A 21,906-nucleotide genomic window follows, 5' to 3' on the forward strand; every position below is an offset into this window, starting at 1 on the left:
CAGACAAGATGTTTAGCCAATAAACAGTAAGTCCATGGAGTTGTGCTTTCGAAGTTCAGATTCAGCGCCGGAGATCGCAGAGAAAAAGCTGTGCTCTTTACCAAACACAACTAGGTTCGCGTTCAATTCCTCAATCAGTTTAAGTAAGTGTTTCGTCACATTCCCTTCCGACATATGGATAGCACGAATGGGATAACTCGTTCCCTTGGCAAGCGCCATAAGCTCTTCAAACTTACGAAACTGTTCGGAGTCATGAAAAGACGCTAACTCGACTTCAAGATCATTGAAGCTGTTATTGCCGATTCCTGGCTCAACATAAACAACATGTAAATCGGCGTTGTTTTGCTCTGCAATAACACCAGCTTTCACCAATAATCGGTGAGAGCGCTCGTCAGCTGGGTCAAGCGCTAGAAGAATAGTTTGATAAAGCATGGTTTCGTCCCGTTAAGATACCTACCTATAATTTCGGTCTTAACACGATAAAACTCAAGATATTAGTGAATTAATTCCAGCAAGCTAAGTTTACATATTCGCTCAAGTTTCTTTGCTAGGCTGACATTCCAGGCGATATAATCGATACACGGTGGTCGATAATACGATGGCATTAAATGTGTCGTTTAGCATCCCACCATAAGAACCTACTATCACCGCGTTAACCAACCAAATTAACGTGCATAGTAAAAACGCCAATCGCATTTTTAAACCATGCCCAAGAAATAGTGCCCAACAACTCAACGAGGACGCCAGCCAAGGTAGAAGATCCTTCGCCTCCGAGTAATAGGTGATGGTCATTACGGTTTGGATAGCCAAAAATAACCAAAACATAGGCGCGCCTTTAAGCCTCAAAGAGACAAATGCACGCACCGAATTGATCAATAGATTAATGGCAGCAACCACGGCCCCCATAAAAAAGTAATGGGTCGAAAACAGCAAGCAAGAGCAACAAATAAGGGCTCGCATTCTATTATCATTGACGGTACTCCCTGCTAAGAGGTTGATACCAAACGCCATAAACCCTAATGCTTGTATTAGTTCACTGCTCACATAGCTCTCGTTAATTGTTTTTATTAAAACACTATTATGTCACTAGTCTTGAAACGGTATTGTGATTAACAGCTAGGCGTTATCCATTCCTTACATTTAAAACTCGGCTCCTTTTTGTTGCAAATAACGCAGACATCTGAAGTTACTATTGGTATGCAGATTTGGTTCTGAAAGCGGGTTATTAAGCAGTTGAGTACTGTGACCTCGATAGAAACTTACATTGCCAATTTGTTCCGTTTTTTCCAAATAGATATCTCGCAAAAAACACTCCAGGCTAGATGCATGAACCAATACGTGAAGCTCACAACCAATGCAGAGCTCTAGAATGGTGTTGGTCAAACAAATGCGAACCTCTTCCGATAGAGCTCCGTAGCTGGCAAGGGAAAATACGCCGTTTTCAATGGAGAAAATCGCATGCCCAATAATAGCGCCACCATGCAATAGCCGCAGCACCTGAGGCCGCTGAATATTCATCTTATTCAATACACGTTCAAGAGGTAACGAGAATATTTTTGAGTGGCCCTGCAGGATAAGTTGCTGACTACTATCGTCCAACATATCCCAATGCGTTACTACCTGTTTATCAACGGTAAAATTATAAAGGCACTGCTGGGCCAATAGATTATCTTTATTTTTAAGTGCTTTTGAAATAATCGCAGTTTCGGCGTCTTCATAAACATAATCTTGAGAGAAAAAGCTGGCGATACCAATTCGTCTTAATAGAGAAGGCTCAACATTTCCCCTCTCCCAATGGCTAACCATACTCTGGCTCACATTCTGATATAGCTTATGAGAGGTAGACAATTGGTCAGTTAACTCTGTTTGGGATAATTTACATTGTTTTCTGAAATAACGCATCGCCTCGGAAAATGTTTGGCGGCTAAACGAATTCATATAACCTCGAATCATTATTATTAGATTTATTAGTAATAGATAAAACTCACACTAAACCGCAGTCATCAAACTGAAGTTTGCAGCTAGCAACTCAAGTCTTTTTGTTATTCGTTTTGTTCGTCATAGTGATGCGCTGGTCACCCATCATAACACCCAATCATCTTTCAATGAGAAGCAGACAAAAAAACTTTTCTACCCTAGCATTTAACCTACCATTTACTCCTAAAATCACATCAGTTATGTTGTTTGTTATGCAGGATTGATGTGATAGGTTTAATACATGGAAAAGTTTGTGGCGGCGTCCAAGTTCGCCTTTTCGATTGCTTTGATTGTGATGGCAGCGTCCATCTATAACTTTACGCAGGAAGCGAGACAACTCAGACTCGAGCTTCCAACGCTACTGGCACAAGTTGACTCGACTGCTCAGAGAATCACCCCTGTCATTCAAGAAATAAAAAATATCCAAGAAATTGTGCCTCAAATTCTGGCTCAAAGTGAAGAGTACCAGAGACTTATTCCAGAAGTCCTAAAACGAATCGACGATGTCAATCAGCAGGTTCCGGTAATTGTCACTGAGGTCGCCCAAGTGCGTGAAGCCATTCCCCCCATTCTCAATGAATCTCAAAAATGGCATCAGTCTGTACCCGATATATTGGCAGAAGTGGATAAAACCAATACAACAGTTCGCCAAACAAACCAGCAAATCGCCTCGACAAATAAACAAATTCCGCTCATTTTGTCGGAAAGTGCAGCTCTAAGAAAAGAAGTACCTGATATTCTTTCTCAAGCAGAAGGCCTTGTTGAGCAAGCTGAACAGGCCGGAAGAGAAGCGAGTAAAGGTGCAGTCTCCGGAGTCATTGGTGGTATTTTAAGTTCCCCTTTTCAATTGGTTGATAAAATAACCGAAGTGTCGGCTGATACGTTTGGGCTAAAAGAGAGCGACAGCTACACCAAGAAAGATAAAGAACTTCATAAAGAAGCAGTCGAAGCCCTAGTTAAAAATCCAAAATCAGGTAAATCGAAGACATGGAGTAACCGTTCCTCCGGTAATTCAGGCGTCGTTAGTATTCAATCAATGAAAGACTCGAGTGAATCGCGCTGCTTCACCATACTGAGTCGACTCACCATTGCCTCTGGCCCAGATAAAGGCACACACAGCGTAACAACAGATAAATGTATAAAACTCTAGGAAGTATCGTGACAGACATTAAATACATACTTGATGACAACGTAGACGACACCATCAACCAACAGTTGATCGCTTTATTAAGTCGCTGTTTTACCAAGCCCAGCGATGAGCGTTTTAAGGTGCAACGCTACTACAATGAGATGCCACAACATCGTTGGTATATTAAGTCACCATCGGGAGACGCCATTATTGCTCATCTGGCGGTACATGAGAAAACAGCTCGTATTGGCTCACAAAAAGCCTTGATTGGCGGCGTTGCTGAGGTGTGCGTGCATCCGGATTATCGAGGTCATGGGTATGTGAAGTTGTTGTTAAAACAGGCTCATAACTGGATGGCGCAGCAAGGCTATGTCTATTCGGTATTATTTGGGAGAGACGAAGTATACAGCTCTAGCGGCTATGAACGCGTCACTAATCTTTACCTAGTTGGAGAAGAGACTCCGCCGCGAGCCACTTCAGTCTCAGCCATGATTGCTCCGCTAACTGATAAGAAATGGCCACGATTCAACGTAGAGCTAAAAGGCTTAGCATTCTAGTTCTGCCATTCTTTTAGCAGTAAACAAGCTTAACGTTTGAACAAGATGACCTCGGTGGCTAACTCATGCGGCGTAATTTGCTCAGGGTTATTGATATAACTCTTGAGGCCAAGCTGCCTCCTCTGCCGCACTTAGATTGCAACTGAATCGTGAGCTAAAAGCCGATTGATATGTTCGGGAGTAAACTAGATATCGGCTCCTCTATTAATGATATAACCCAACATCTTTAATCCGCCACCGCATTTATTATCAATAGGTTAGTTCAGATATTCGTGACTAGAGATTAGCGCCACTTAATGGCTAAACGATGACTTCAATCACTGCTAAGTGATCGATAGAAAACTCAACACGTAACAGAGCTCTGCCTATATGAACAAACAAGGAATGCAACTATGAAATACCTCATATCTCGCGTGATAACCTTTTTTTCTGTGCTTCTGTTTTCGTTTTCGGCTAGTGCAGGACATCATGGAAAGGACATTGTCGACGTCGCCTCTGAAAATGGCTCGTTCACTACTCTCGTTGCTGCGGTTCAAGCAGCAGGATTAGTCGATACACTCAAAGGCCCCGGTCCATTCACTGTCTTCGCTCCAACCGACGAAGCCTTTGCTAAATTGCCAGCAGGTACGGTTGAAGGTTTGTTAAAGCCAGAAAACAAAGACAAGTTAGTCGCGATACTCACTTATCATGTCGTTCCTGGTAAAGTAATGGCAGCTGACGTCATGGGGCTCGACAAGGCAACTACCGTTCAAGGGCAAGACATCATGATTACTAAGAAGGATGGTAAGGTAATGGTAGATAATGCAACGGTTGTTGCTACCGACGTGATGGCGAAGAATGGTGTAATTCACGTCATAGATACGGTAATCATGCCGAAATAAACTCAGGATAATTTTGAGTAGGTGGCCAAGACAACGACCACCTACTTCTGGCTACCTCTCAACAAATCAGTGCGCTAATTGGCTCTAGAAGGAATTAAGTTGAGCATTGACGTAATGATTCTTTCCATTTCATGTTGCAGATTTGGGTCATCAATGCGCCCCTCAGTAGGCCCCTGCGCCAACACTCGCCAACGTGGGAAATCGCCAACTGGGGCAAAAGCGGCGACGTAGACACTGCCTTTCTCACCTTCCTCACCAGGTTTTGCCTGCACCTTAATACCGGTAGATATTTGGGTCGATTCAAAGATCTCTTGATCGTTCATACCAGATTCCGTCGCAATTCCGAAATCCATGAACATATTAGGACGTTGAGAAGAGGAAACTTGAACATAACCCTTGTTGGCAAGCTCTTTATCAATAAGATCTTTAATAACTTTGAGATACTTTTCGCCATCAACATTATCCGATACTCTCGCCACAGCAGAGTCTGGTCTCCACGCGTAAGTTGCAACACCTTGTGTTGGCAGAAAAGAGAAATCGCCAGTGGTAGCAATACCATAGGATAAATTGGGTTGCGGTGAGATAGTAGTGGTTGTACAACCAACAAGTGCTAATCCAGCAATCAGTAATAGGGATAGTTTCTTCATCATCTCGTCACTCTTCTATTAGCCTTTCCGTTACAATACTAAATGACTCTATAAAGAATGACACCGTTTTTCATGCATTAACGATGAGTTTTCTACTCAAATACAGCGCGATACGAGATACCTTCCAATCGCTTTCTCAGGCTTTGTGCCGTACCTTGGTTATCGTCAAAGTTGGAGAGTACGCGCTCTAAATCAAAACCCTCCCCATAATAGGCCTTGTTAAGTTCATCATTTAAGGACAGTTGAAACGTATCAATACTGCCACCAAAATAAAGCCCTTTGTTTTCAGATACCATCATGGCACTGATTCCACTCGTTCCACCAATCACTTTGCCACTGACACCTTTACCAACAGTCAGGTCTGCCGTTCCCCCTAATTTGACTGGCTGATGCTGTAAAGTAGACAGCACATCATTTGAAAGCACAACACCTACGCCGCTGAGAGACTGGGCTCCGGCCAAAAGCCCAAACATAAAGCTGTTGAAATTGATAAAAACCGGCTGACTCCAATGGTGTGCTTGTCTGGTCATTAATATGCCCTGACCTCTTTGCATGCCTAGTAAAAAACCGCCTTGTCCACCGGAAGGGAAAATCACGATGGCTTTAGCAACACCAGTGAGATTTTTAACCGAGTCCCAATGAGATGTTGAGTCGAACTGGTCAATTTTCTCAGCAGAATCAACAATGATAGCGTGGGCTTGACGAGAAGATTTGTTATCTGATGATTCAATAGCATATGCCCTAGCCGGTAGCACCAAAGCTAACAGGGCGAAGGAAAGTAACATTGATAGAGTGCGATGAGTTAACGACATATAAGCAAACCCAAGTAGAAATATGGATGCGAATTGTAGCAAAAAAAAGGTGACGCCAATGGCATCACCTATTTAAAATTCAGATACGTTAAACGTAATTACTTATGAGCGACTGCCATCAGCACTTTTCGCACACCTTTGCCAGTATCGATTTCAAATGGTGTCGTAACGTCAACTTTATCAAAACCGGCATTAAGCAACGTGTCTTTTGCTCGCTTCAGTGTCAAACCATAATCTTGGTTGTCTGTCTCTGCCACCCAATCCCAATGAACAAATAAACCGTATTCATCAAGCAGCGTATAAATGATATTAACCGTTTCTTGAAGGTTATCTAAAAAGCCGCATACCGAAGACGCAACGACCAGATCAAACTGATTGCGAAATGCTGGGTGCTGAGCAACCAAACCGCGAGTCAAAAGATCAACGACCGGCTCAACGTTTTCCAAGCCTTTTTTGTCTAACTCTTCGATCATCGCTTCAGAGCCATCCAATGCCACAATCTCTTTCGTCTCAGGAGACATCAATTGGCTTAAAAGACCTGTTCCACAGCCAAAGTCTAATACCGATTTACGCTTAAGTGACGTGAGTTCAGTTAACTCTTTGAAGCAGGCTTGTGCAAAGGTTGCCGTTGCTTCGTTGTTTTCCCATGTCGCGGCGTACTCATCCCACTCGTTAGACATAGTTCACTCCATTATTTCTACTAGTACCACGATATCTCAGGCACCAAACTTTAATCCTTAATAACTAGGCATAGATTAAACCAGAACACCAATCAATTCCTAGTGTTATCTTCGTATTCTTTGGCACACATGCTATGATTTTTGTTCCGTTAAGTAACAGGTAGTTTCACCGCTATGTCGATAAATCTTTCTCAAATAGAGGCATTTTGTGCAGTGGCCGACACTGGTTCAGTCTCTGAAGCTGCAAGAGTCCTAGACTGTAATAGAACGAAACTTAGCATGGCAATCAAAGCACTAGAGAAAGATCTCGATACCGAACTGTTTGTGCGCACGGGCAACAACGTCTCTTTGTCTGAGACGGGTAAAGCGATCTACAAAGACTGTGAGAATTTACTGATTACTTCGGCGCGCATTCGTCAAACCTGTGCGCAAGTCTCTGGTGATTTTGCCACCGAGTTACGCATAGCCCATGATGACTCGCTGCCAGACACCTTGTGGCGTGATTTCTCAATCCACTTAAATCAGCAGTTCCCTGCCATCTCTTTCAATGTAGTTCTAGTTTCTTCAGGGGACCTAGCCGACATTGTTGAGAAGAAACAGGTAGATTTCGCGTTTGGTGTTGATTTCGAGCGCGTTGAAAACCCTCGTTTGGCCTATCAGCCATTGGGTAAAATACGCATGATGTCAGTATGTCGTTCCGATAATAAGCTTTCCAAGCTGCCCCGTGTCTCTGATGAAGTTCTACGCGACTCTATGCAGGTTTCCCTCGCTTACCTAAATCATCGCGATAACCCAGAACTATTGCCTTTCTCACTAAAGTACATTGGGTTTTCTAGCTTTGAATTTATGTTGAAAACGATTCTGTCCGAGGGAGCTTGGGGTGTACTGCCAGAGCCGCTGATAAGACAGCACCTAAGAGAGCAAGAACTCTCAGTCATCAAACACACTTATGGTCTAACACAAGAAGATTATTGCATGTTCACTTCAGCAGGTATGTCCGAACACCCCGCGATGATTTGGCTTGCAGACCAAGTCAGTGAATACTTGTTTGCTTTCTAAGCCAAGTACCATCAGTGAGCGTCAATATTCCTGCCACCAGAAAAGCGTTCTAATATATTGATTTTCATAAAATTAATTCACACCATTAGATTTTCAAGTCATGTTTAGCAAACTTTTGTTTGAAAGATAACCAGCCTAGCTCAACAATGGATACAGATTTTAAAGAAGGTAAATCGTATGTATCCCAATAATCCACATAATGAGTCAAAAACTCTGACAGTATCAGCCATTATTGCAACAGGCTTTGCTATCGCAGGACTTGTTGTCGGTGTGGTGATGGGCTCATTAGTTATCGCTTTTGATGGTGTGTACTCATTAGTCAGCCTACTGTTAACTTTATTGTCGCTGGTTGCTGCGACACAGTTGAAAAAGCCAAACAGCGCGCTTGCCAAATACGGTCGTACGACAGTTGAAGGTACCGTGATCGCCATTAAAGCTTCTGTAATTCTACTGATTGTATTGGCGTCGTTGTATTCCGCAGTAACAGCAATATTTGGTGGTGGCCGTCCAGTAGATACCTCTATTGCAACCATATTTGGACTGTTTAACGTTATCGGATGTGCGCTTTCATGGTGGTATATCGCTAAGAAAAACGTAGCACTTAACTCAAATCTTATTGATGCTGAAACAAAACAATGGCAAATGGACACCATGTTAAGTGTCGCTGTAATGACGGGCTTCATTGCAGCTTGGGTACTAGAGCAATCGCCATTCGCTGCATACAGCGTCTATGCTGACCCAATGATGATGATTTTGATCTCAGCGTATTTTATTAAGGTGCCTGCCGTCATGTTAAAGGACGCATGTGAACAGCTTTCTAGCCCACAAAGTAAGCAAGTATCAACATCTAACGCTTAACTCAAATTCAATATAACTTTATTTAAGCCGGAGCATTTTCATGCTCTGGCTTTTCTTTGGTGGCCCAATAACACACAAGTGACCCTATCGTTACTAATGCCACGCCTTGCCAAAATGAAGCGCCTAGAGCAACCGATAAATAGAATGAAGAGAAGATCGTCGAAAATACTGGCGTAAAGTAAGAGAAGGTCGCAAGAAGCACCATATTTCCGCCAATGATAGCTTGATTCCACAGTGCATAACCCGCTCCCATGACTACACCCGATATCAATAATGTTGATACAGATGAGAGCGTAAATGTCATTCCACTTTCAGAGCTGAATGCATATTGAATCCACAGGGTGATGGCTGTCGCGGCGAAAAATAATACTATGGCATTCTTCCCATTACTCATTTTCGGAGTGATATTACAGTAAAATGCCCAAATAAACGCCGCACTAAATGCCATAAAATAGGTAATCGGATTCGTCGCAATATTTGCTGCAAGTACAGACAACGCTAGACCAGAGTCCCCCGAAATACACCATGCGACGCCAACAAAAGCCACCAATACACTTGGATACACCAGGGCACTGACTTTGCGTTTAGTCGATACAACGGCAAGCAATACCGTTAGGGCTGGCCACAGATAGTTGATCACCGCCATTTCCATCGCTTGATGACGGTCATTTGCCATTCCTAGCGCGAGAGCCAAGAAGATTTCGTAGCTTACAAAAAGTGCCCCACCTAGTAACAGATATTTACGATTGAAGTCTGATAACTTAGGAACCCCCATCACCATAGCAAGTGAAATGGTACTCACAGTGTACAGCATCGCTGCCCCACCAATTGGCCCAAACAACTCGGCAATATTACGAGTCAATGCCATTAACGTGCTCCACAATAATATTGCGGCAACTCCAAACAGCGTGTATTTGTTTGAACCAAGTCCAGCCATAATCTCTCCTTAAATAATGGCAGCTAATTTTCTATAAACTGATATCAGCAATTGCTATGCAACTGAGCGGGTTTCTATTAACCTTAGATTAAGCAAGTGTGAAAAATATCAGTCAAAAGCCTGAGGATACAGTGCATTTGCCAATGGAAGTGGCTAAACTCGCTCTGCATTTTTAGGAAATCACAATTTAAAGTAACACTTTAACTATGCTCAATTTTTTGTCTATAAAAAACCTGTTTTCTGTTTTACTGATTATTGCCTTAAGTGGGTGTGTATCATCAAGCATTGATCCATCGAGGTACGAAAAATCCCCGTCCTTCACAATCATCAACGACACACCCACACGTTTGGACGACTATTTCTCACGAGAGGTCGCCTCGCACTCCTTGACCACTGAGACCGGCTTCTATCCACTAGACAAAGGTCATGATGCACTGCTTGCTCGTCTAGCGATAATTGAAACAGCACAATCTAGCATTGATGTTCAATACTATATTTTCCGCGATGATGAGGCCGGCAACTTAATTGCTTGGCGTCTATTCGAAGCAGCAGAACGGGGAGTTAGAGTTCGGTTGCTACTGGATGACATGCAAAAGTACAACGACAATGATCTAGTGCGCTTTAGCAGTCATCCAAATATCGAAGTACGTATGTTCAATCCGCATCACTTACGCTCGGCTCGTGGCATCGCGATGCTTAGTGATTTTGAGCGACTCAACCACCGAATGCACAATAAGTCACTGACCGTAGATGGTGTGGTTTCCATTGTTGGTGGAAGAAACGTTGGCAACGAATACTACTCCATCGAATCAACGGTTGAGTTTGCCGATTTAGATCTGCTTATGGTTGGGAAATCGGTTCGACAAGTAAATCGACAATTTGATCTTTATTGGAATAGTGATTACAGCGTCCCTATCGAATGGATAACACCTCAAATGGAACACTACACTGACGCAGATGTAGAAACTTGGGTTAAAAGTCTAGGGTTAGAAGCGAAGTTCTCAGGCGGTGTTTATGACTTTGCTAAGCTGCCTCTTTATACCGATCTAATCAATGGAACCATTGATTTGTATTGGGGAGAAAGCGACTTGTTGTATGACCTGCCAAATAAACCGGACAGCAAACAAAGTACCTTAATCGATAGCTTGAATGCCGTTCTGGAAGAAGGAAAAACTTCTTTAATATTCATTTCACCCTACTTCGTTCCCACAGAGCGTGGTACCCAAGACTTGGTGAATGCCGTCAAGGATGGCCTAGAAGTTGTCATTATAACGAACTCACTGGCTTCCAATGATGTATTTGCCGTTCACGGTTGGTATGCCAAATACCGTAAAGATTTAGTGGAAGGCGGCGTGCAACTATGGGAAGTAAAATCTCATGCAGAAATCAAAAAGAACTGGAGCCTGACAGGGAGTAGCCGTTCAAGCCTGCACACCAAGGCCATGGTTATCGACAAAACCAAGATCTTTGTAGGCTCAATGAACTTGGACCCACGTTCCGCGCACTTGAATACGGAAATGGGCGTCGTTGTTGAACAGCCAGAATACGCACAAAAAGTCTATGATGAAATTATGCGAGAAATACCTACTACTGCGTATGAGATTGCCGTCAAGGATGGTGATGTGGTTTGGATAGATCATTCAACAGGTAAAACACTCACCTCTGAGCCTGATGCTAGTGTCTGGCGCAAAATGGGCGCGTGGTTCAGTGGCATACTACCCATTGAAGAACAGCTCTAATGGATGGGATAAAAACTAAAAAAGGTAGCCTTGGCTACCTTTTTTCTCAATCTTGAAAGTGATTATGCTTTCTTAAGATCACGTGCTGGGTAAGTTAGAGACATGCCGTCTACTTTAACGTGAACGTAGTAGCCACCACTGCTCAAACCAGTAACAACCATCTGACCTAGATCGATACCTTTTGTTGCAACAACAACATCATCAATAGCAAACATTTTGAACCCTTAATTGGAAATAAGATTAACAGCAATCTTTCGGGCGCTATTGAAGCAAAGTTGATGCGTTTGAACTAATCTGATTTTTTGTCGTTTGGACAAGATTATTTTGTTGTGGCAGGCATAAAAAAACCACCGCTGCAGCGATGGTTTTTACTATTCATAATCAATATATTACAGTGACACTGAGCCGAATGCTTGATGCCAAACTGTGTGGCGATTCTCACCACCGTTTTCTCTCTTACGCTCTTCAGCTAGCCAGCATAGAAGTTCCCAACCAAAACCAGCAGCAATGATGCCATCTTTGTCAGTTGGATCCGTATCAGGCGTGTATTCTGCAATATCTGCTCCCACCAAACGTACTTTGCCTGATGCCTTTACTTTACGAATGATATCGTAAACTTGCAGGTGAGTAAGGCCGAACGGATCTGGGCTTGAGTTTGAACGACAGAATGCAGTATCCAGAGCATCAAGATCAAATGTAAAGTATACCGGACCACCGTCACCACAAAGCTCGATGATCTTATCCGCAACAGCGTCTACGCCTTGCTCGTAAACTTCATTGGTCGTGAAACCTGTAGTCCCGAATGCAATATGATTACCTTTTACTAATGCCGTTTGACGACCACGCATACCAATTTGTACCGTGCGCTCTGGGTCCGCTAGACCTTCAGAGTAAAGCTTTGGTAACCAGTGACCTGATGTGTACGGGTAATCAAAGTCTGCACGTGTCGACAAGTCATAGTGTGCATCGAAGTGAATCACTCGCAAAGGACCATACTTCTCACCAAGTGCACGCATCGTTGGATATGGGATTGTGTGGTCACCACCAAAAATCAGTGGAGTACAGTCTTTTTCGACCACCATGTGGTGTAGAAGCTCGGTTAACTGCTCGACTTCTGCTTTTAGTTCAAATTGACCTAAGCTGTCCCAGTTACCATAGTCAGAAACGCGGCACCATTCGAATGGAATTTCACCGTTATCACCAACCGTTCCCATCCCCATTTTACTTAGGTGACGTAGACGCTGTGGTGCGAACTTGTGAGAAGAGCCAGTTGGAGAGCATTTCTCAATACCCATTCCATAGATAACAACATCAGTGTTATCCAAATCTTGCGAGAACGGCGCTTGATAGAAGCCTAGGTAATCTTTATTGATGAAACTCATCTGCTCGATACCTTTGCCACCACCTTGCTCTTTAACACGAGCTAAGTAAGCCGCTACTTCAGGATCAAGGTTATCTGCTGCCGATACGTTTTCCCAAATATGTTTATATTTAGCAACTTTCTCTGGGTCAATTGCTGGCCACTTCTTAACATTAGACATGGTATTGCCTCTCATTTCTGTTGAACATCATCACTTTAGCGACTCTGTTATGGCAAAACCAGTAGCAAGGGGTATGTTACTTAAGTAACCCTGACACGTCGTCTGGTATCAGGGTTACCAATAGTAAGTCGCGCCACCATTTTAGTGATATCAGGCTAAGCGAATACTCGCTGTAGTCGCTCAATGGCTTCTACCACTCGCGCTCTCGGTGTTGCTAGATTAAATCGCAAAAACTGTTCACCGCCCGTACCGAATGACGAACCATGGTTCGCAGCGATTTTTGCCTCGCTCTGGACTTTTTCAATCACTTGATCAGGGGTTAAACCTGTACCTGAAAAGTCTACCCACGATAAATACGTCGCTTGCAAAGTCATAGATTGCAATCCATCAATAGCATTAATCGCTTCATCAAAGATACGACGGTTTTCATCCAGGTATTCCACCAGCGCTTCCAACCATGCTTCACCCTGTTCATAAGCGGCCGTTGCCATCAGCATACCGATGCGGTTAGGACCAACACCGGCAGCATTAAGAACACTCGTATACTGCGCTCGCAACGTTTCATTTGGGATGATGGCGGCACCGGTCAAAGCGGAAGCTATGTTAAATGTCTTAGTTGTCGCCGCAAGGATGATCATATTCTGTTCATGTTTAGGGGCTGCAAGTGTTGCCACAATGTGCTTATTAGGAGGGAAAACCAGATCATGATGAATTTCATCCACTACTAATATCAAGTCATGCTGAGCACAAAACTCGGCCACCTCACGGATTTCATCCGCACTCCAAACACGGCCGCCGGGATTATGAGGAGAACACAAGATCACCATCTTTTCTCGGCCATTAAGATTAGCCGCTAAAGCTGGTAGATCCATTTTGTAGTGACCGCCTTCCTGTACTAGCGGACTCTCTACCACAACTCGTTGATTGGCATTGATAACGCGCGAAAAAGCATGGTAGACAGGAGTAAACAAAATAACGCCATCGCCAGGCTTACTATACGCCTGAACGCAGAATGCCGTACCTTGTACCAATCCTGCACAGGTTACTATCCACTCAGGCTGAACACTCCATTGGTGTCGTTTACTCATCCAAGTAATAACGGCATTTCTATAGCGATGGTCATCACCATAGTAACCATTAACCCCGTTATCCGCGGCTTCCATTAAAACCTGATTGACGGCAGGCGGCGCTTTAAAATCCATGTCAGCGACCCACATGGGTAACCCTTCATCAGGAGAAACACCAAAACTACTCTCCATCTCATCCCATTTGGCCGAATGGGTACCTCTACGCTCTACAATCTCATCGAAGTTAAACATTGCTTATTTCACCGTCCATTTCGTTGGAGAAACAGTTTAACTCGTTGATATTCAGGGAACCAGACAGTTAGCCCGACATTGTCAATTGAATGTGACCTGTGTGGGGGTCAAGGCTTTCATCAACAATGCTAAAACCACAACGATGATAAAAGCCTATTGCACGACAGTTGTGTTTATACACAGACAGGGATAACGCCTGGCTTTTCTCTCTGGCATCCGTTATTAAACGCATCCCAATGCCGTCGCCTTGTGCTTGTGGGTCAACAAACAAGGCCGCTAAATTAGAATTTACCAAAGAATAAAACCCCAAAACCCGTCCAGCTCGCTCATATACAAAGGTATCTGAGTTCGGAAGGTATTTGTTACGCATATCGTCTACACGTTGGTGCCAGAATAGCGGCTCAACAAAATCATGCGCTTCTACTGACGCGCTGAGCCAAATCTTTAACACACTGTCTAAATCTTCTTCGCTAAACTCTCTGATCATTGACCTATTCCATATAGTATTTGAATCCGTAGTGACTTTTCTCGAAACCAAGACGCTTATAAAACTGATGGGCACGTTCGCGAACTTGATTACTAACAAGTTGGACTATCTTGCACCCTTGATATCTAGATTGCTCAATAGCAAACTCAACCAAAGTAGCCCCTACACCTTTTCCTTGAGCATGATTTGCGACAAACACGCCTTCAATATTAGCTCGTATTTCGCCGTTATAGGTAAATTGAGGAATAAAACTCAGTTGCAACGTCCCAACGACGTTGTCATCAATAGTAGCGACATACAGGAAATGATCCTTAGATGTCGCAAAATGGTCAAATATCCGATACATATCGTCAGTAATTTGCCCATCGCAAGCTTGCTTTAATTCGGGCTTATCATCCCAAAACAAAGGCAGTATTGAAGGCAGATCGTCAGAGCGGGCAATACGGATTTCTATGGTCATAACAACTTTCACTTATTCAAATTGAGAAAGGTATCGTTAAGTATGCAGACCATTCATGACTAAAGCTTTACAGCTTAAAATCAACAAGTTGCTGCGCTACCTTGTCACAAATATACTCACCAATCGGTATGGCCGATGTCGCTGCCGGAGAAGGTGCGTTACAGACATGCAAGCTTCTAGAAGTTTGAGCAAATAAAAAGTCATGCACTAACGAACCGTCTGCTTTGACGGCCTGCGCACGAATTCCGGCGGGGTAGGGTTTAAGATCATCCAAGACAATCGACGGACAGTACTTGTGCACTAGCCCTAAGTATCCGGGCTTCCAAATGGAATTTTTGAATTCAAACAATCCAGCCCTTAAATGCTGCAACGTAACTTTCCAATACCCAGAAAATGTCAGCATTTGCCAACAGTCACGCCAACTAATGTTAAATGAGCCGTAACCTTCTCGTTTCCAACCTTGCACTGCATTAGGGCCAACAGTAATAGAGCCATCGATCATTTTTGTTAAGTGAACACCTAAAAAAGGTAGCTCGGGATCGGGAATAGGATAGATAAGGTGGTTAACAACATCACGATGCTTATCAGCAAGCCGATAGTATTCACCGCGATAAGGAATGATTTGGAAGTCGGTTTTAATACCTATCATAGTGGCCATTCGATCCGCCATTAAACCTGCGCAAACCACTAGTTGTCGACATTTAAGAGTGTTCAAAACGCCGTTTTGCAAGCAGGTTAACGTCACATGGTCGTCATACTCCTGCATCGCTTTTACAGACGTTGATAGCTGCACTACACCACCCAATAGCGAAAATTGCTGTGCCATCACTTCGGTAACCTTTCGATAATCAACAATGCTAGTTTCGGTCACTCGAATAGCTCCCAATCCCAATATATTGGGTTCTAACGCTGCTAACTGCTTTTGATCGATAAGCTCGACCTCAATTCCATTTTGTAGGCAGCGTTGATACAAACTCTGCATCCGTTGCATTTCTAGCTCAGAGGTCGCAACAAGTAGCTTGCCACAGTTTTCAACGGGTATTTGGTGTTGATGACAAAATTCTATCGTCGCTTTAAGACCACGCTTACAGAAATCCGCTTTTAAACTGCCGGGTTGATAGTAAACACCTGCGTGAACAACGCCGCTATTGTGTCCGGTTTGATGCTGCGCCACATGCGATTCTTTTTCCACAACCAGAACAGAACTGTCGGGATAACGCTGCTTAAGCTGCCATGCGGTTGATACACCTACAATGCCACCACCAACCACAATAAAGTCGTACATGTCTCTCATCCTTGTGAAACTCGATATTGACTACCTTACTCCGCTGGCTGCTAGGAGGAAAGTGAAGGTGTCACAGCTTTTAAGTACAGCGTTATTGACCCCTGATAAATGTCGTATTTCGCTTGCTGGTTAATCTCGGAAAACTGCATAGAGAATGCGAACCCATGCAAATAATCCGCAAGCAGACTCACTGCGTTTTGTTTCTCTGTCGTAGATAGATCAAGTTCCTCAATAACTTGATTGAACCGACTGATAAATACATTAGCGGGTCCTGCTGTTTTCATCTTGAACAGTGTTTCTAGCAAGCCCGGATATTGTCCCAATAGCTCAAGATAACTCCAACCCAGTTGCTGTAACTCCTGTTGCCATTCTCGTCCTTCCTCCGGCAGATATATCCCCTCAACCAAAGATACTGCTACAGCTTCTAGCAACTCATCCTTGTTTTTGAAGTAATAGTAGATGGCCATCGCATCTATATTCAGCTCAGTAGCTAGACTTCTGATACTTGGGATCTTTCCATCCATTTGCATCAAGCGCTTTGCGTTTTCCACTATCACTTCTTTGCTCAGCGTGACATTACCTTTAGTTGGACGTCCCCTTTTTTTGGCCTTGACAGTCATAAAAGATCCTAGCTAAACTAATATTAATTTCTACACTGTAGAATTATAGCAAAATGACCTTTAATATCAAATAGCGGAGTCTCAATAATGGCAAATATCGTATACATCGGAACCAGTCTAGACGGCTATATCGCAGACAAAAATAACGGTCTCGATTGGCTACATGATGTGCCAAACCCTGAGGGCTCAGATTTTGGTTTTGCGGAGTTTATGGACCGAGTTGATGGGCTCGTCATGGGCAGAAACACTCTAGAAATCGTTCTGAGTTTTGGTATTGAGTGGCCCTACTCTAAGCCAGTATTTGTGTTAAGTAATACACTTACTAAAGTGCCTGAAGGCTATGAAGACAAAGTCTTTTTGGTGAAAGGTAAGCTAAGCGACATCGTTAGTGACTTGAACTCGAAAGGCTACAAAAACCTCTACATTGATGGCGGTAAGACGATTCAGAGTTTCTTAGCGGAAGATCTAATTGATGAGATGATAATCACCACCATTCCAACCCTTCTTGGTGGCGGCATTTCATTGTTCGGTGAACTCGATAAGCCCCTGAAATTCAAGCATGTGTCAGCAGATCGTTACCTTGATTGTATAGTTAAAAACCGATACGTAAGAGCGTAACCATTTGCCAAAGGTGCTAGATGGCTTATCTAGCACCTCAATGCTTACTATAGCAACAATAAGTGCGTTCAGAATGCGACGCTTCAGTTTCTAGCTTTCAAATGAAAGCTTGTCACCAAACACTTCTGACCAATCTTTATCAAACTGTGCTACTGCTGGTTCAATGGCTGGATGCGAGAACATTTGCGCCGCCACATCAACTGGTAAAGTAATTGCCCCAATCCCCAACTTCATCACATCCATCGCCTGCTGGACATTCTTGAAGCTTGCAGCGAGGATTTTTGTTGAAAGTCCATGTTTTTCGATCAGCAATTGAAGGTCACGAACCACTGCAACGCCATCACCATTCATAGCATCAATACGGTTAACGTAAGGCGCAAGATAATCGGCGCCACACAATGCAGCCATGAATCCTTGCTGCACCGTGTATATTGCTGTAGCTAGAACCTGAATACCCTCTTGTTTCATTAACTTAATAGCAGCTAACCCTGCCTCCGTAGCGGGAACTTTTATCACCATATCGTAAGGAAGTTCACTTAGCTTCTTTGCTTCCGCTAACATTGAATGAGGATCTTTACTCACCACTTGAGCGTGAAAACGCGCTGTATCACCCAATACTTCTTTCATATTAGCAAGTGTCGTCGTGAGCCCCACCTTAGATTTAGCGACAATCGTCGGGTTGGTGGTCACTCCCTTTAACGGGAAACATTGGTTAAAACGTGCGGTCTCGCTGACATCCGCCGTATCTAAGTAGAGTTCAATCATCTTCTATTCTCAAACCTTTATTTGAACATTATCAAGTTACCAACAATATAGATCTTGCCAATTTGATGGATCTTGATTTTGATCAAGACAATCTTCATATGAAGAGCTAAAGTTTCATTTAATGAAAGTATATAACTTCTTAAAATGAAAGATTGGATGGCACATGTATTTTAATATCCAAAGATTCTCTACTCATGATGGTGATGGTATTCGAAGCCTACTGTTTCTCAAAGGATGTAGCTTGGCTTGCCCCTGGTGCCAAAACCCAGAAAGTCGCAGTGCTAAGCATTCTGTGCTATTCGATAAACGCAGCTGTTTAAGTGACTGTCATCGCTGCTCGGACGCTTGCCCTTCAATTGAAGCTACACCAGAAGGCATCAAGATAAACAGAGATACCCTTGATGATTCACAAATCATTGCTTTGCGAAATGTGTGCCCGACACAAGCGTTAACCGTGTGTGGAGAAGATACTCAGCAAAAAATGCTGTTCGATACCTTAATGAAGGATAAGCCGTTTTATGATCAAAGTAGTGGCGGGGTAACTTTCTCTGGTGGTGAACCATTAATGCAGTCGGATTTAGTGGCATCCTTAGCCAAGCAGCTCCAAGCCGAAGGTGTAAATACAGCTGTAGAAACGTGTATGCATGTACCGTGGAAAAACATTGAACAAGCAGCGCCCTATATTGATTGCTGGCTAACCGATCTTAAACACACCAATGAAACAAAATTCTTGGACTGGGCACAGGGTTCACTGAAACGTATTAAGAGCAACTTCCACAAACTAGCGCCTATTGCAAAACGAATCATCATTCGTGTACCCGTAATCCCAGACTTTAATGACTCTCCCGAAGAGCTCGAAGACATTATTGATTTCGCAGCTGATATCGAAAACTGCACCGAACTACACCTGCTGCCCTATCACACACTAGGCATCAATAAATACCGTTTGTTGGACATGCCCTATTTATGCTCCGACAAACCACTCAACAACCCCGAGCTGCTTGAATACGCGCAACAGTACGCCAAGCAGTATCCACGTATCAACGTGATTGTAAGAGGCTAATGACTATGGAACTCAATTACTTACCTAAGCGTATTCAAGAACATAAGAAAGCTCTGGTTAATATTATTACGCCACCTATTTGTACCGAGCGTGCGCAAGCATACACCAAAGTCTACCAGCAGAATGAAGACAAGCCTGTTATCGTCCAACGTGCACTAGCACTGGAAGAACATTTAGCGACACGCACAATTTGGATCGATAATAACGAGCTAATTGTGGGCAACCAAGCCAGCAAACTGAGAGCGGCGCCTATCTTCCCTGAGTACACCGTACGTTGGATTGAAGCAGAGATTGATGAGCTTGCTGACCGACCAGGAGCGGGCTTTGCTGTCACCGAGCAAGACAAAGACGTTATTCACGCCCTTACCCCATATTGGCGGGGTAAAACGGTAAAGGATCGTTGCTATGGTTTATTCACCGATGAACAACAAGCCATTTTGGCAACGACCATTATCAAAGCCGAAGGTAATATGACATCCGGTGACGCTCACCTAGCAGTCGATAACGAGAAAATTCTCGCCATTGGTTTAGATGGACTCATTACCGAAGTGGACGACCACCGTTTAAATAACGATATTTCCACTTATGAAGGACTTAAGAAAGAGCAGTTTTATAAGTCGGTCGATATTGTATTACGCGCGATTCAGCAACATATTTTGCGTTTCTCGGAATTGGCACTGAGCATGGCGAAAAAGGAGTCGGATACTCAGCGCAAACTAGAGCTTGAAACCATTGCCGCAAACTGTGAACACATTGCTTACCACCCACCTTGCAATTTCTGGCAAGCATTACAGCTAAGCTACTTTGTGCAATTGATGCTGCAAATCGAATCAAACGGTCACTCGGTTTCATTTGGTCGTATGGACCAATATCTTAATGATTTCTACATCACCGATATCAACAATGGCTCCTTACAACCTAGCTTTGCAACAGAACTACTACAAAGCTGCTGGTTAAAGCTGCTGGAAGTCAACAAAATACGCTCAGGGGCTCATTCCAAAGCCTCGGCTGGTTCTCCACTTTATCAAAACGTCTGTATTGGCGGTCAAAAGCTTGATGAGAAAGGAGTGTCAATGGATGCGGTCAACCCACTTTCTTGGGCAATTCTTGAGTCATGTGGCCAACTCCGCTCCACGCAGCCTAACTTGAGTGTTCGCTATCACGAAGGCCTGAATCACGAGTTCTTAATGGGTTGTATCGAAGTCATTAAGTGTGGCTTTGGTATGCCAGCGTTTAACAACGATGAAATCGTTATTCCTGAGTTTATAAAACTAGGGGTCGAGCGAGAGGATGCCTACAACTATGCGTCGATTGGTTGTATTGAAACCGCGGTCCCTGGTAAGTGGGGTTATCGCTGCACCGGTATGAGCTTTATTAACTTTGCTCGAATCCTATTGGCCGCGTTAAATGAAGGTGTCGACGCCACGTCTGGCGAGTGCTTCTTACCTCACGCTAAATCACTGGAGAAAAACAATTTCGCTAGTATGGATGAAGTGATGCACAGCTGGGCAGATCAAATCCGCTACTACACCAGAAAGTCGATTGAAATTGATACCGTTGTCGACTCTGTGCTGGAACAACAGGCGCACGATATCTTTTGCTCATCGTTGGTTGATCACTGCTTACCAAGTGGCAAAACCGTCAAGGAAGGCGGCGCGAAGTATGATTGGATATCCGGATTACAAGTGGGTATTGCAAACTTAGGTAACAGCTTGGCAGCCATCAAGCATCTGGTGTTCGATGAAAAGCAGATCAGCCAGCCGGAATTGGCGAAAGCGCTGGCAGAGAACTTTGAAGGCTCACAACAAGAACAGTTGCGCCACCAGTTGATTAACTTTGCGCCTAAATATGGCAACGACGATGACGCTGTTGACCATCTACTAGCGCAAGCGTATCAAGTTTACATTGATGAGCTTAAACAATTCGTTAATACCCGACATGGACGAGGCCCGATTGGTGGTGGGTACTATGCGGGGACCTCTAGTATCTCTGCTAACGTGCCATTCGGAGCCTCGACGATGGCAACGCCTGATGGCAGAAAAGCGTCAACTCCACTTGCTGAAGGAGCAAGCCCTTCGTCTGGCTCAGATCGTTTGGGACCAACGGCTGTGTACAACTCAGTGGCCAAAATCCAAGCAAATCAGATTCTTGGAGGCGTGTTGTTGAATCAGAAACTCTCTCCTGCTGCTGTGCAGTCGGAAAGCGACAAACTGAAGCTATCCATGTTGATTCGAACTTTCTTCAATCATCATAAGGGGTGGCACGTTCAATACAATATCGTATCGAGAGACACCTTATTAGCAGCCAAACGCAATCCTGAACAGTATCGTGATCTCGTGGTTCGCGTTGCAGGATACTCAGCGTTCTTTACTGCATTATCTCCAGACGCGCAGGATGACATCATCGCTCGTACCGAGCACGACTTGTAACAAGTTTCAAATCACCACTTTCAAATGAAATTGAAACGAAAGA

24 protein-coding genes are annotated in these 21,906 nt (G+C 43.8%); 9 read left to right on the top strand and 15 right to left on the bottom strand.

Features of this window, described 5'->3' with window-relative positions; translation table 11 throughout:
- Window positions 1–12: 12 nt before the first annotated feature.
- From VME0621_RS03720 to VME0621_RS03730, 3 genes are all read right to left on the bottom strand, one after another.
- Window positions 13–432: a universal stress protein gene (locus VME0621_RS03720; protein ID WP_006069193.1), complete on the bottom strand. Its 420-nt coding sequence runs from the start codon at window positions 430–432 to the stop codon at window positions 13–15.
- Window positions 433–534: 102 nt separating this feature from the next.
- Window positions 535–1,044 carry a YgjV family protein gene (locus VME0621_RS03725; protein ID WP_062455797.1) on the bottom strand — a complete coding sequence of 170 codons (510 nt, stop codon included), beginning with the start codon at window positions 1,042–1,044 and terminating at the stop codon, window positions 535–537.
- A 96-nt stretch (window positions 1,045–1,140) separates the two neighbouring features.
- Window positions 1,141–1,938 (bottom strand): helix-turn-helix domain-containing protein, encoded by a 798-nt coding sequence (locus VME0621_RS03730; protein WP_143696311.1) that lies wholly within the window; start codon window positions 1,936–1,938, stop codon window positions 1,141–1,143.
- 280 nt (window positions 1,939–2,218) lie between these two features.
- Here VME0621_RS03730 and VME0621_RS03735 point away from each other — a divergent pair, with 280 nt between their 5' ends.
- The 3 genes from VME0621_RS03735 (at window position 2,219) to VME0621_RS03745 (ending at window position 4,544) form a co-directional block, all read left to right on the top strand.
- Window positions 2,219–3,127, top strand: a complete 909-nt coding sequence (locus VME0621_RS03735) for a hypothetical protein (RefSeq protein WP_231892902.1) — start codon at window positions 2,219–2,221, stop codon at window positions 3,125–3,127.
- Window positions 3,128–3,135: 8 nt separating this feature from the next.
- Entirely contained in the window at window positions 3,136–3,663 is a 528-nt protein-coding gene (locus VME0621_RS03740; RefSeq protein WP_157769567.1) for a GNAT family N-acetyltransferase, read from the top strand.
- A gap of 392 nt (window positions 3,664–4,055) precedes the next feature.
- Window positions 4,056–4,544 (top strand): fasciclin domain-containing protein, encoded by a 489-nt coding sequence (locus VME0621_RS03745; RefSeq protein WP_062455808.1) that lies wholly within the window; start codon window positions 4,056–4,058, stop codon window positions 4,542–4,544.
- A gap of 74 nt (window positions 4,545–4,618) precedes the next feature.
- Here VME0621_RS03745 and VME0621_RS03750 read toward each other — a convergent pair whose 3' ends face one another.
- The 3 genes from VME0621_RS03750 to VME0621_RS03760 all read right to left on the bottom strand — a co-directional run bounded on the left by VME0621_RS03750 (window position 4,619) and on the right by VME0621_RS03760 (window position 6,683).
- On the bottom strand, window positions 4,619–5,194 hold the full coding sequence (locus VME0621_RS03750) for a DUF4136 domain-containing protein (protein WP_062455811.1): 576 nt from the start codon (window positions 5,192–5,194) through the stop codon (window positions 4,619–4,621).
- A gap of 89 nt (window positions 5,195–5,283) precedes the next feature.
- The gene (locus VME0621_RS03755; RefSeq protein WP_062455814.1) at window positions 5,284–6,003 is read right to left on the bottom strand and encodes a lipid-binding SYLF domain-containing protein; all 720 of its coding nucleotides are present in this window, start codon (window positions 6,001–6,003) and stop codon (window positions 5,284–5,286) included.
- A 98-nt stretch (window positions 6,004–6,101) separates the two neighbouring features.
- The gene (locus VME0621_RS03760; protein ID WP_006069202.1) at window positions 6,102–6,683 is read right to left on the bottom strand and encodes a class I SAM-dependent DNA methyltransferase; all 582 of its coding nucleotides are present in this window, start codon (window positions 6,681–6,683) and stop codon (window positions 6,102–6,104) included.
- A 180-nt stretch (window positions 6,684–6,863) separates the two neighbouring features.
- On the opposite strand from VME0621_RS03760, the gene VME0621_RS03765 reads away from it, so the two are divergent.
- Window positions 6,864–7,742, top strand: coding sequence for a LysR family transcriptional regulator (locus VME0621_RS03765; protein ID WP_038221630.1), 879 nt, complete (start codon window positions 6,864–6,866; stop codon window positions 7,740–7,742).
- 177 nt (window positions 7,743–7,919) lie between these two features.
- Entirely contained in the window at window positions 7,920–8,600 is a 681-nt protein-coding gene (locus tag VME0621_RS03770) for a cation efflux transmembrane domain-containing protein (protein ID WP_062455817.1), read from the top strand.
- A 22-nt stretch (window positions 8,601–8,622) separates the two neighbouring features.
- Here VME0621_RS03770 and yddG read toward each other — a convergent pair whose 3' ends face one another.
- Complete coding sequence (gene yddG, locus VME0621_RS03775) at window positions 8,623–9,537, bottom strand: aromatic amino acid DMT transporter YddG (protein ID WP_006069205.1); 915 nt, start codon at window positions 9,535–9,537, stop codon at window positions 8,623–8,625.
- 206 nt (window positions 9,538–9,743) lie between these two features.
- On the opposite strand from yddG, the gene VME0621_RS03780 reads away from it, so the two are divergent.
- On the top strand, window positions 9,744–11,276 hold the full coding sequence (locus VME0621_RS03780) for a phospholipase D family protein (protein ID WP_062455820.1): 1,533 nt from the start codon (window positions 9,744–9,746) through the stop codon (window positions 11,274–11,276).
- 62 nt (window positions 11,277–11,338) lie between these two features.
- Here the strand turns inward: VME0621_RS03780 and VME0621_RS26505 are convergent, their stop codons facing one another.
- From VME0621_RS26505 to VME0621_RS03810, 7 genes are all read right to left on the bottom strand, one after another.
- Complete coding sequence (locus tag VME0621_RS26505) at window positions 11,339–11,491, bottom strand: hypothetical protein (protein WP_006069207.1); 153 nt, start codon at window positions 11,489–11,491, stop codon at window positions 11,339–11,341.
- Window positions 11,492–11,665: 174 nt separating this feature from the next.
- On the bottom strand, window positions 11,666–12,817 hold the full coding sequence (locus VME0621_RS03785; protein ID WP_038226295.1) for an arginase family protein: 1,152 nt from the start codon (window positions 12,815–12,817) through the stop codon (window positions 11,666–11,668).
- Window positions 12,818–12,972: 155 nt separating this feature from the next.
- A complete protein-coding gene (locus tag VME0621_RS03790; RefSeq protein ID WP_062455823.1) occupies window positions 12,973–14,136 on the bottom strand; it encodes a MalY/PatB family protein in 1,164 nt (387 codons plus the stop codon).
- A 67-nt stretch (window positions 14,137–14,203) separates the two neighbouring features.
- On the bottom strand, window positions 14,204–14,623 hold the full coding sequence (locus VME0621_RS03795) for an N-acetyltransferase (RefSeq protein WP_038226292.1): 420 nt from the start codon (window positions 14,621–14,623) through the stop codon (window positions 14,204–14,206).
- Between the two features lie 4 nt (window positions 14,624–14,627).
- On the bottom strand, window positions 14,628–15,083 hold the full coding sequence (locus VME0621_RS03800; protein WP_062455826.1) for a GNAT family N-acetyltransferase: 456 nt from the start codon (window positions 15,081–15,083) through the stop codon (window positions 14,628–14,630).
- 67 nt (window positions 15,084–15,150) lie between these two features.
- Window positions 15,151–16,377, bottom strand: a complete 1,227-nt coding sequence (gene lhgD / locus VME0621_RS03805; protein WP_062455829.1) for an L-2-hydroxyglutarate dehydrogenase — start codon at window positions 16,375–16,377, stop codon at window positions 15,151–15,153.
- Window positions 16,378–16,418: 41 nt separating this feature from the next.
- The gene (locus VME0621_RS03810) at window positions 16,419–16,988 is read right to left on the bottom strand and encodes a TetR/AcrR family transcriptional regulator (protein WP_062455832.1); all 570 of its coding nucleotides are present in this window, start codon (window positions 16,986–16,988) and stop codon (window positions 16,419–16,421) included.
- Between the two features lie 87 nt (window positions 16,989–17,075).
- Here VME0621_RS03810 and VME0621_RS03815 point away from each other — a divergent pair, with 87 nt between their 5' ends.
- Window positions 17,076–17,606 carry a dihydrofolate reductase family protein gene (locus tag VME0621_RS03815; protein WP_062455835.1) on the top strand — a complete coding sequence of 177 codons (531 nt, stop codon included), beginning with the start codon at window positions 17,076–17,078 and terminating at the stop codon, window positions 17,604–17,606.
- A 90-nt stretch (window positions 17,607–17,696) separates the two neighbouring features.
- On the opposite strand, the gene VME0621_RS03820 is transcribed toward VME0621_RS03815, so the two are convergent.
- Complete coding sequence (locus tag VME0621_RS03820) at window positions 17,697–18,371, bottom strand: fructose-6-phosphate aldolase (protein ID WP_062455837.1); 675 nt, start codon at window positions 18,369–18,371, stop codon at window positions 17,697–17,699.
- Window positions 18,372–18,534: 163 nt separating this feature from the next.
- Between VME0621_RS03820 and VME0621_RS03825 the strand changes: the two genes are divergently transcribed.
- Together VME0621_RS03825 and VME0621_RS03830 are read left to right on the top strand one after the other, a co-directional pair.
- On the top strand, window positions 18,535–19,434 hold the full coding sequence (locus VME0621_RS03825; RefSeq protein ID WP_062455839.1) for a glycyl-radical enzyme activating protein: 900 nt from the start codon (window positions 18,535–18,537) through the stop codon (window positions 19,432–19,434).
- A gap of 5 nt (window positions 19,435–19,439) precedes the next feature.
- Window positions 19,440–21,863, top strand: coding sequence for a formate C-acetyltransferase/glycerol dehydratase family glycyl radical enzyme (locus VME0621_RS03830; RefSeq protein ID WP_062456540.1), 2,424 nt, complete (start codon window positions 19,440–19,442; stop codon window positions 21,861–21,863).
- Window positions 21,864–21,906 lie beyond the last annotated feature (43 nt).

Origin of the sequence: Vibrio mediterranei (genome assembly GCF_900088415.1) — a bacterium.
GTDB lineage: Bacteria > Pseudomonadota > Gammaproteobacteria > Enterobacterales > Vibrionaceae > Vibrio > Vibrio mediterranei.

Excerpts from the sequence above, each read along its gene's own strand:
- VME0621_RS03735 (WP_231892902.1), top strand. The coding sequence starts at position 2,219 with ATGGAAAAGTTTGTGGCGGCGTCCAAGTTCGCCTTTTCGATTGCTTTG.
- VME0621_RS03810 (WP_062455832.1), bottom strand. The coding sequence starts at position 16,988 with ATGACTGTCAAGGCCAAAAAAAGGGGACGTCCAACTAAAGGTAATGTC.
- VME0621_RS03770 (WP_062455817.1), top strand. The coding sequence starts at position 7,920 with ATGTATCCCAATAATCCACATAATGAGTCAAAAACTCTGACAGTATCA.
- VME0621_RS03720 (WP_006069193.1), bottom strand. The coding sequence starts at position 432 with ATGCTTTATCAAACTATTCTTCTAGCGCTTGACCCAGCTGACGAGCGC.
- VME0621_RS03730 (WP_143696311.1), bottom strand. The coding sequence starts at position 1,938 with ATGAATTCGTTTAGCCGCCAAACATTTTCCGAGGCGATGCGTTATTTC.
- VME0621_RS03790 (WP_062455823.1), bottom strand. The coding sequence starts at position 14,136 with ATGTTTAACTTCGATGAGATTGTAGAGCGTAGAGGTACCCATTCGGCC.
- VME0621_RS03780 (WP_062455820.1), top strand. The coding sequence starts at position 9,744 with ATGCTCAATTTTTTGTCTATAAAAAACCTGTTTTCTGTTTTACTGATT.
- VME0621_RS03830 (WP_062456540.1), top strand. The coding sequence starts at position 19,440 with ATGGAACTCAATTACTTACCTAAGCGTATTCAAGAACATAAGAAAGCT.
- VME0621_RS03795 (WP_038226292.1), bottom strand. The coding sequence starts at position 14,623 with ATGATCAGAGAGTTTAGCGAAGAAGATTTAGACAGTGTGTTAAAGATT.
- VME0621_RS03820 (WP_062455837.1), bottom strand. The coding sequence starts at position 18,371 with ATGATTGAACTCTACTTAGATACGGCGGATGTCAGCGAGACCGCACGT.
- VME0621_RS03785 (WP_038226295.1), bottom strand. The coding sequence starts at position 12,817 with ATGTCTAATGTTAAGAAGTGGCCAGCAATTGACCCAGAGAAAGTTGCT.
- VME0621_RS03760 (WP_006069202.1), bottom strand. The coding sequence starts at position 6,683 with ATGTCTAACGAGTGGGATGAGTACGCCGCGACATGGGAAAACAACGAA.
- VME0621_RS03755 (WP_062455814.1), bottom strand. The coding sequence starts at position 6,003 with ATGTCGTTAACTCATCGCACTCTATCAATGTTACTTTCCTTCGCCCTG.
- VME0621_RS03750 (WP_062455811.1), bottom strand. The coding sequence starts at position 5,194 with ATGATGAAGAAACTATCCCTATTACTGATTGCTGGATTAGCACTTGTT.
- VME0621_RS26505 (WP_006069207.1), bottom strand. The coding sequence starts at position 11,491 with ATGTTTGCTATTGATGATGTTGTTGTTGCAACAAAAGGTATCGATCTA.
- VME0621_RS03745 (WP_062455808.1), top strand. The coding sequence starts at position 4,056 with ATGAAATACCTCATATCTCGCGTGATAACCTTTTTTTCTGTGCTTCTG.
- VME0621_RS03815 (WP_062455835.1), top strand. The coding sequence starts at position 17,076 with ATGGCAAATATCGTATACATCGGAACCAGTCTAGACGGCTATATCGCA.
- VME0621_RS03825 (WP_062455839.1), top strand. The coding sequence starts at position 18,535 with ATGTATTTTAATATCCAAAGATTCTCTACTCATGATGGTGATGGTATT.
- yddG (WP_006069205.1), bottom strand. The coding sequence starts at position 9,537 with ATGGCTGGACTTGGTTCAAACAAATACACGCTGTTTGGAGTTGCCGCA.
- VME0621_RS03800 (WP_062455826.1), bottom strand. The coding sequence starts at position 15,083 with ATGACCATAGAAATCCGTATTGCCCGCTCTGACGATCTGCCTTCAATA.
- lhgD (WP_062455829.1), bottom strand. The coding sequence starts at position 16,377 with ATGAGAGACATGTACGACTTTATTGTGGTTGGTGGTGGCATTGTAGGT.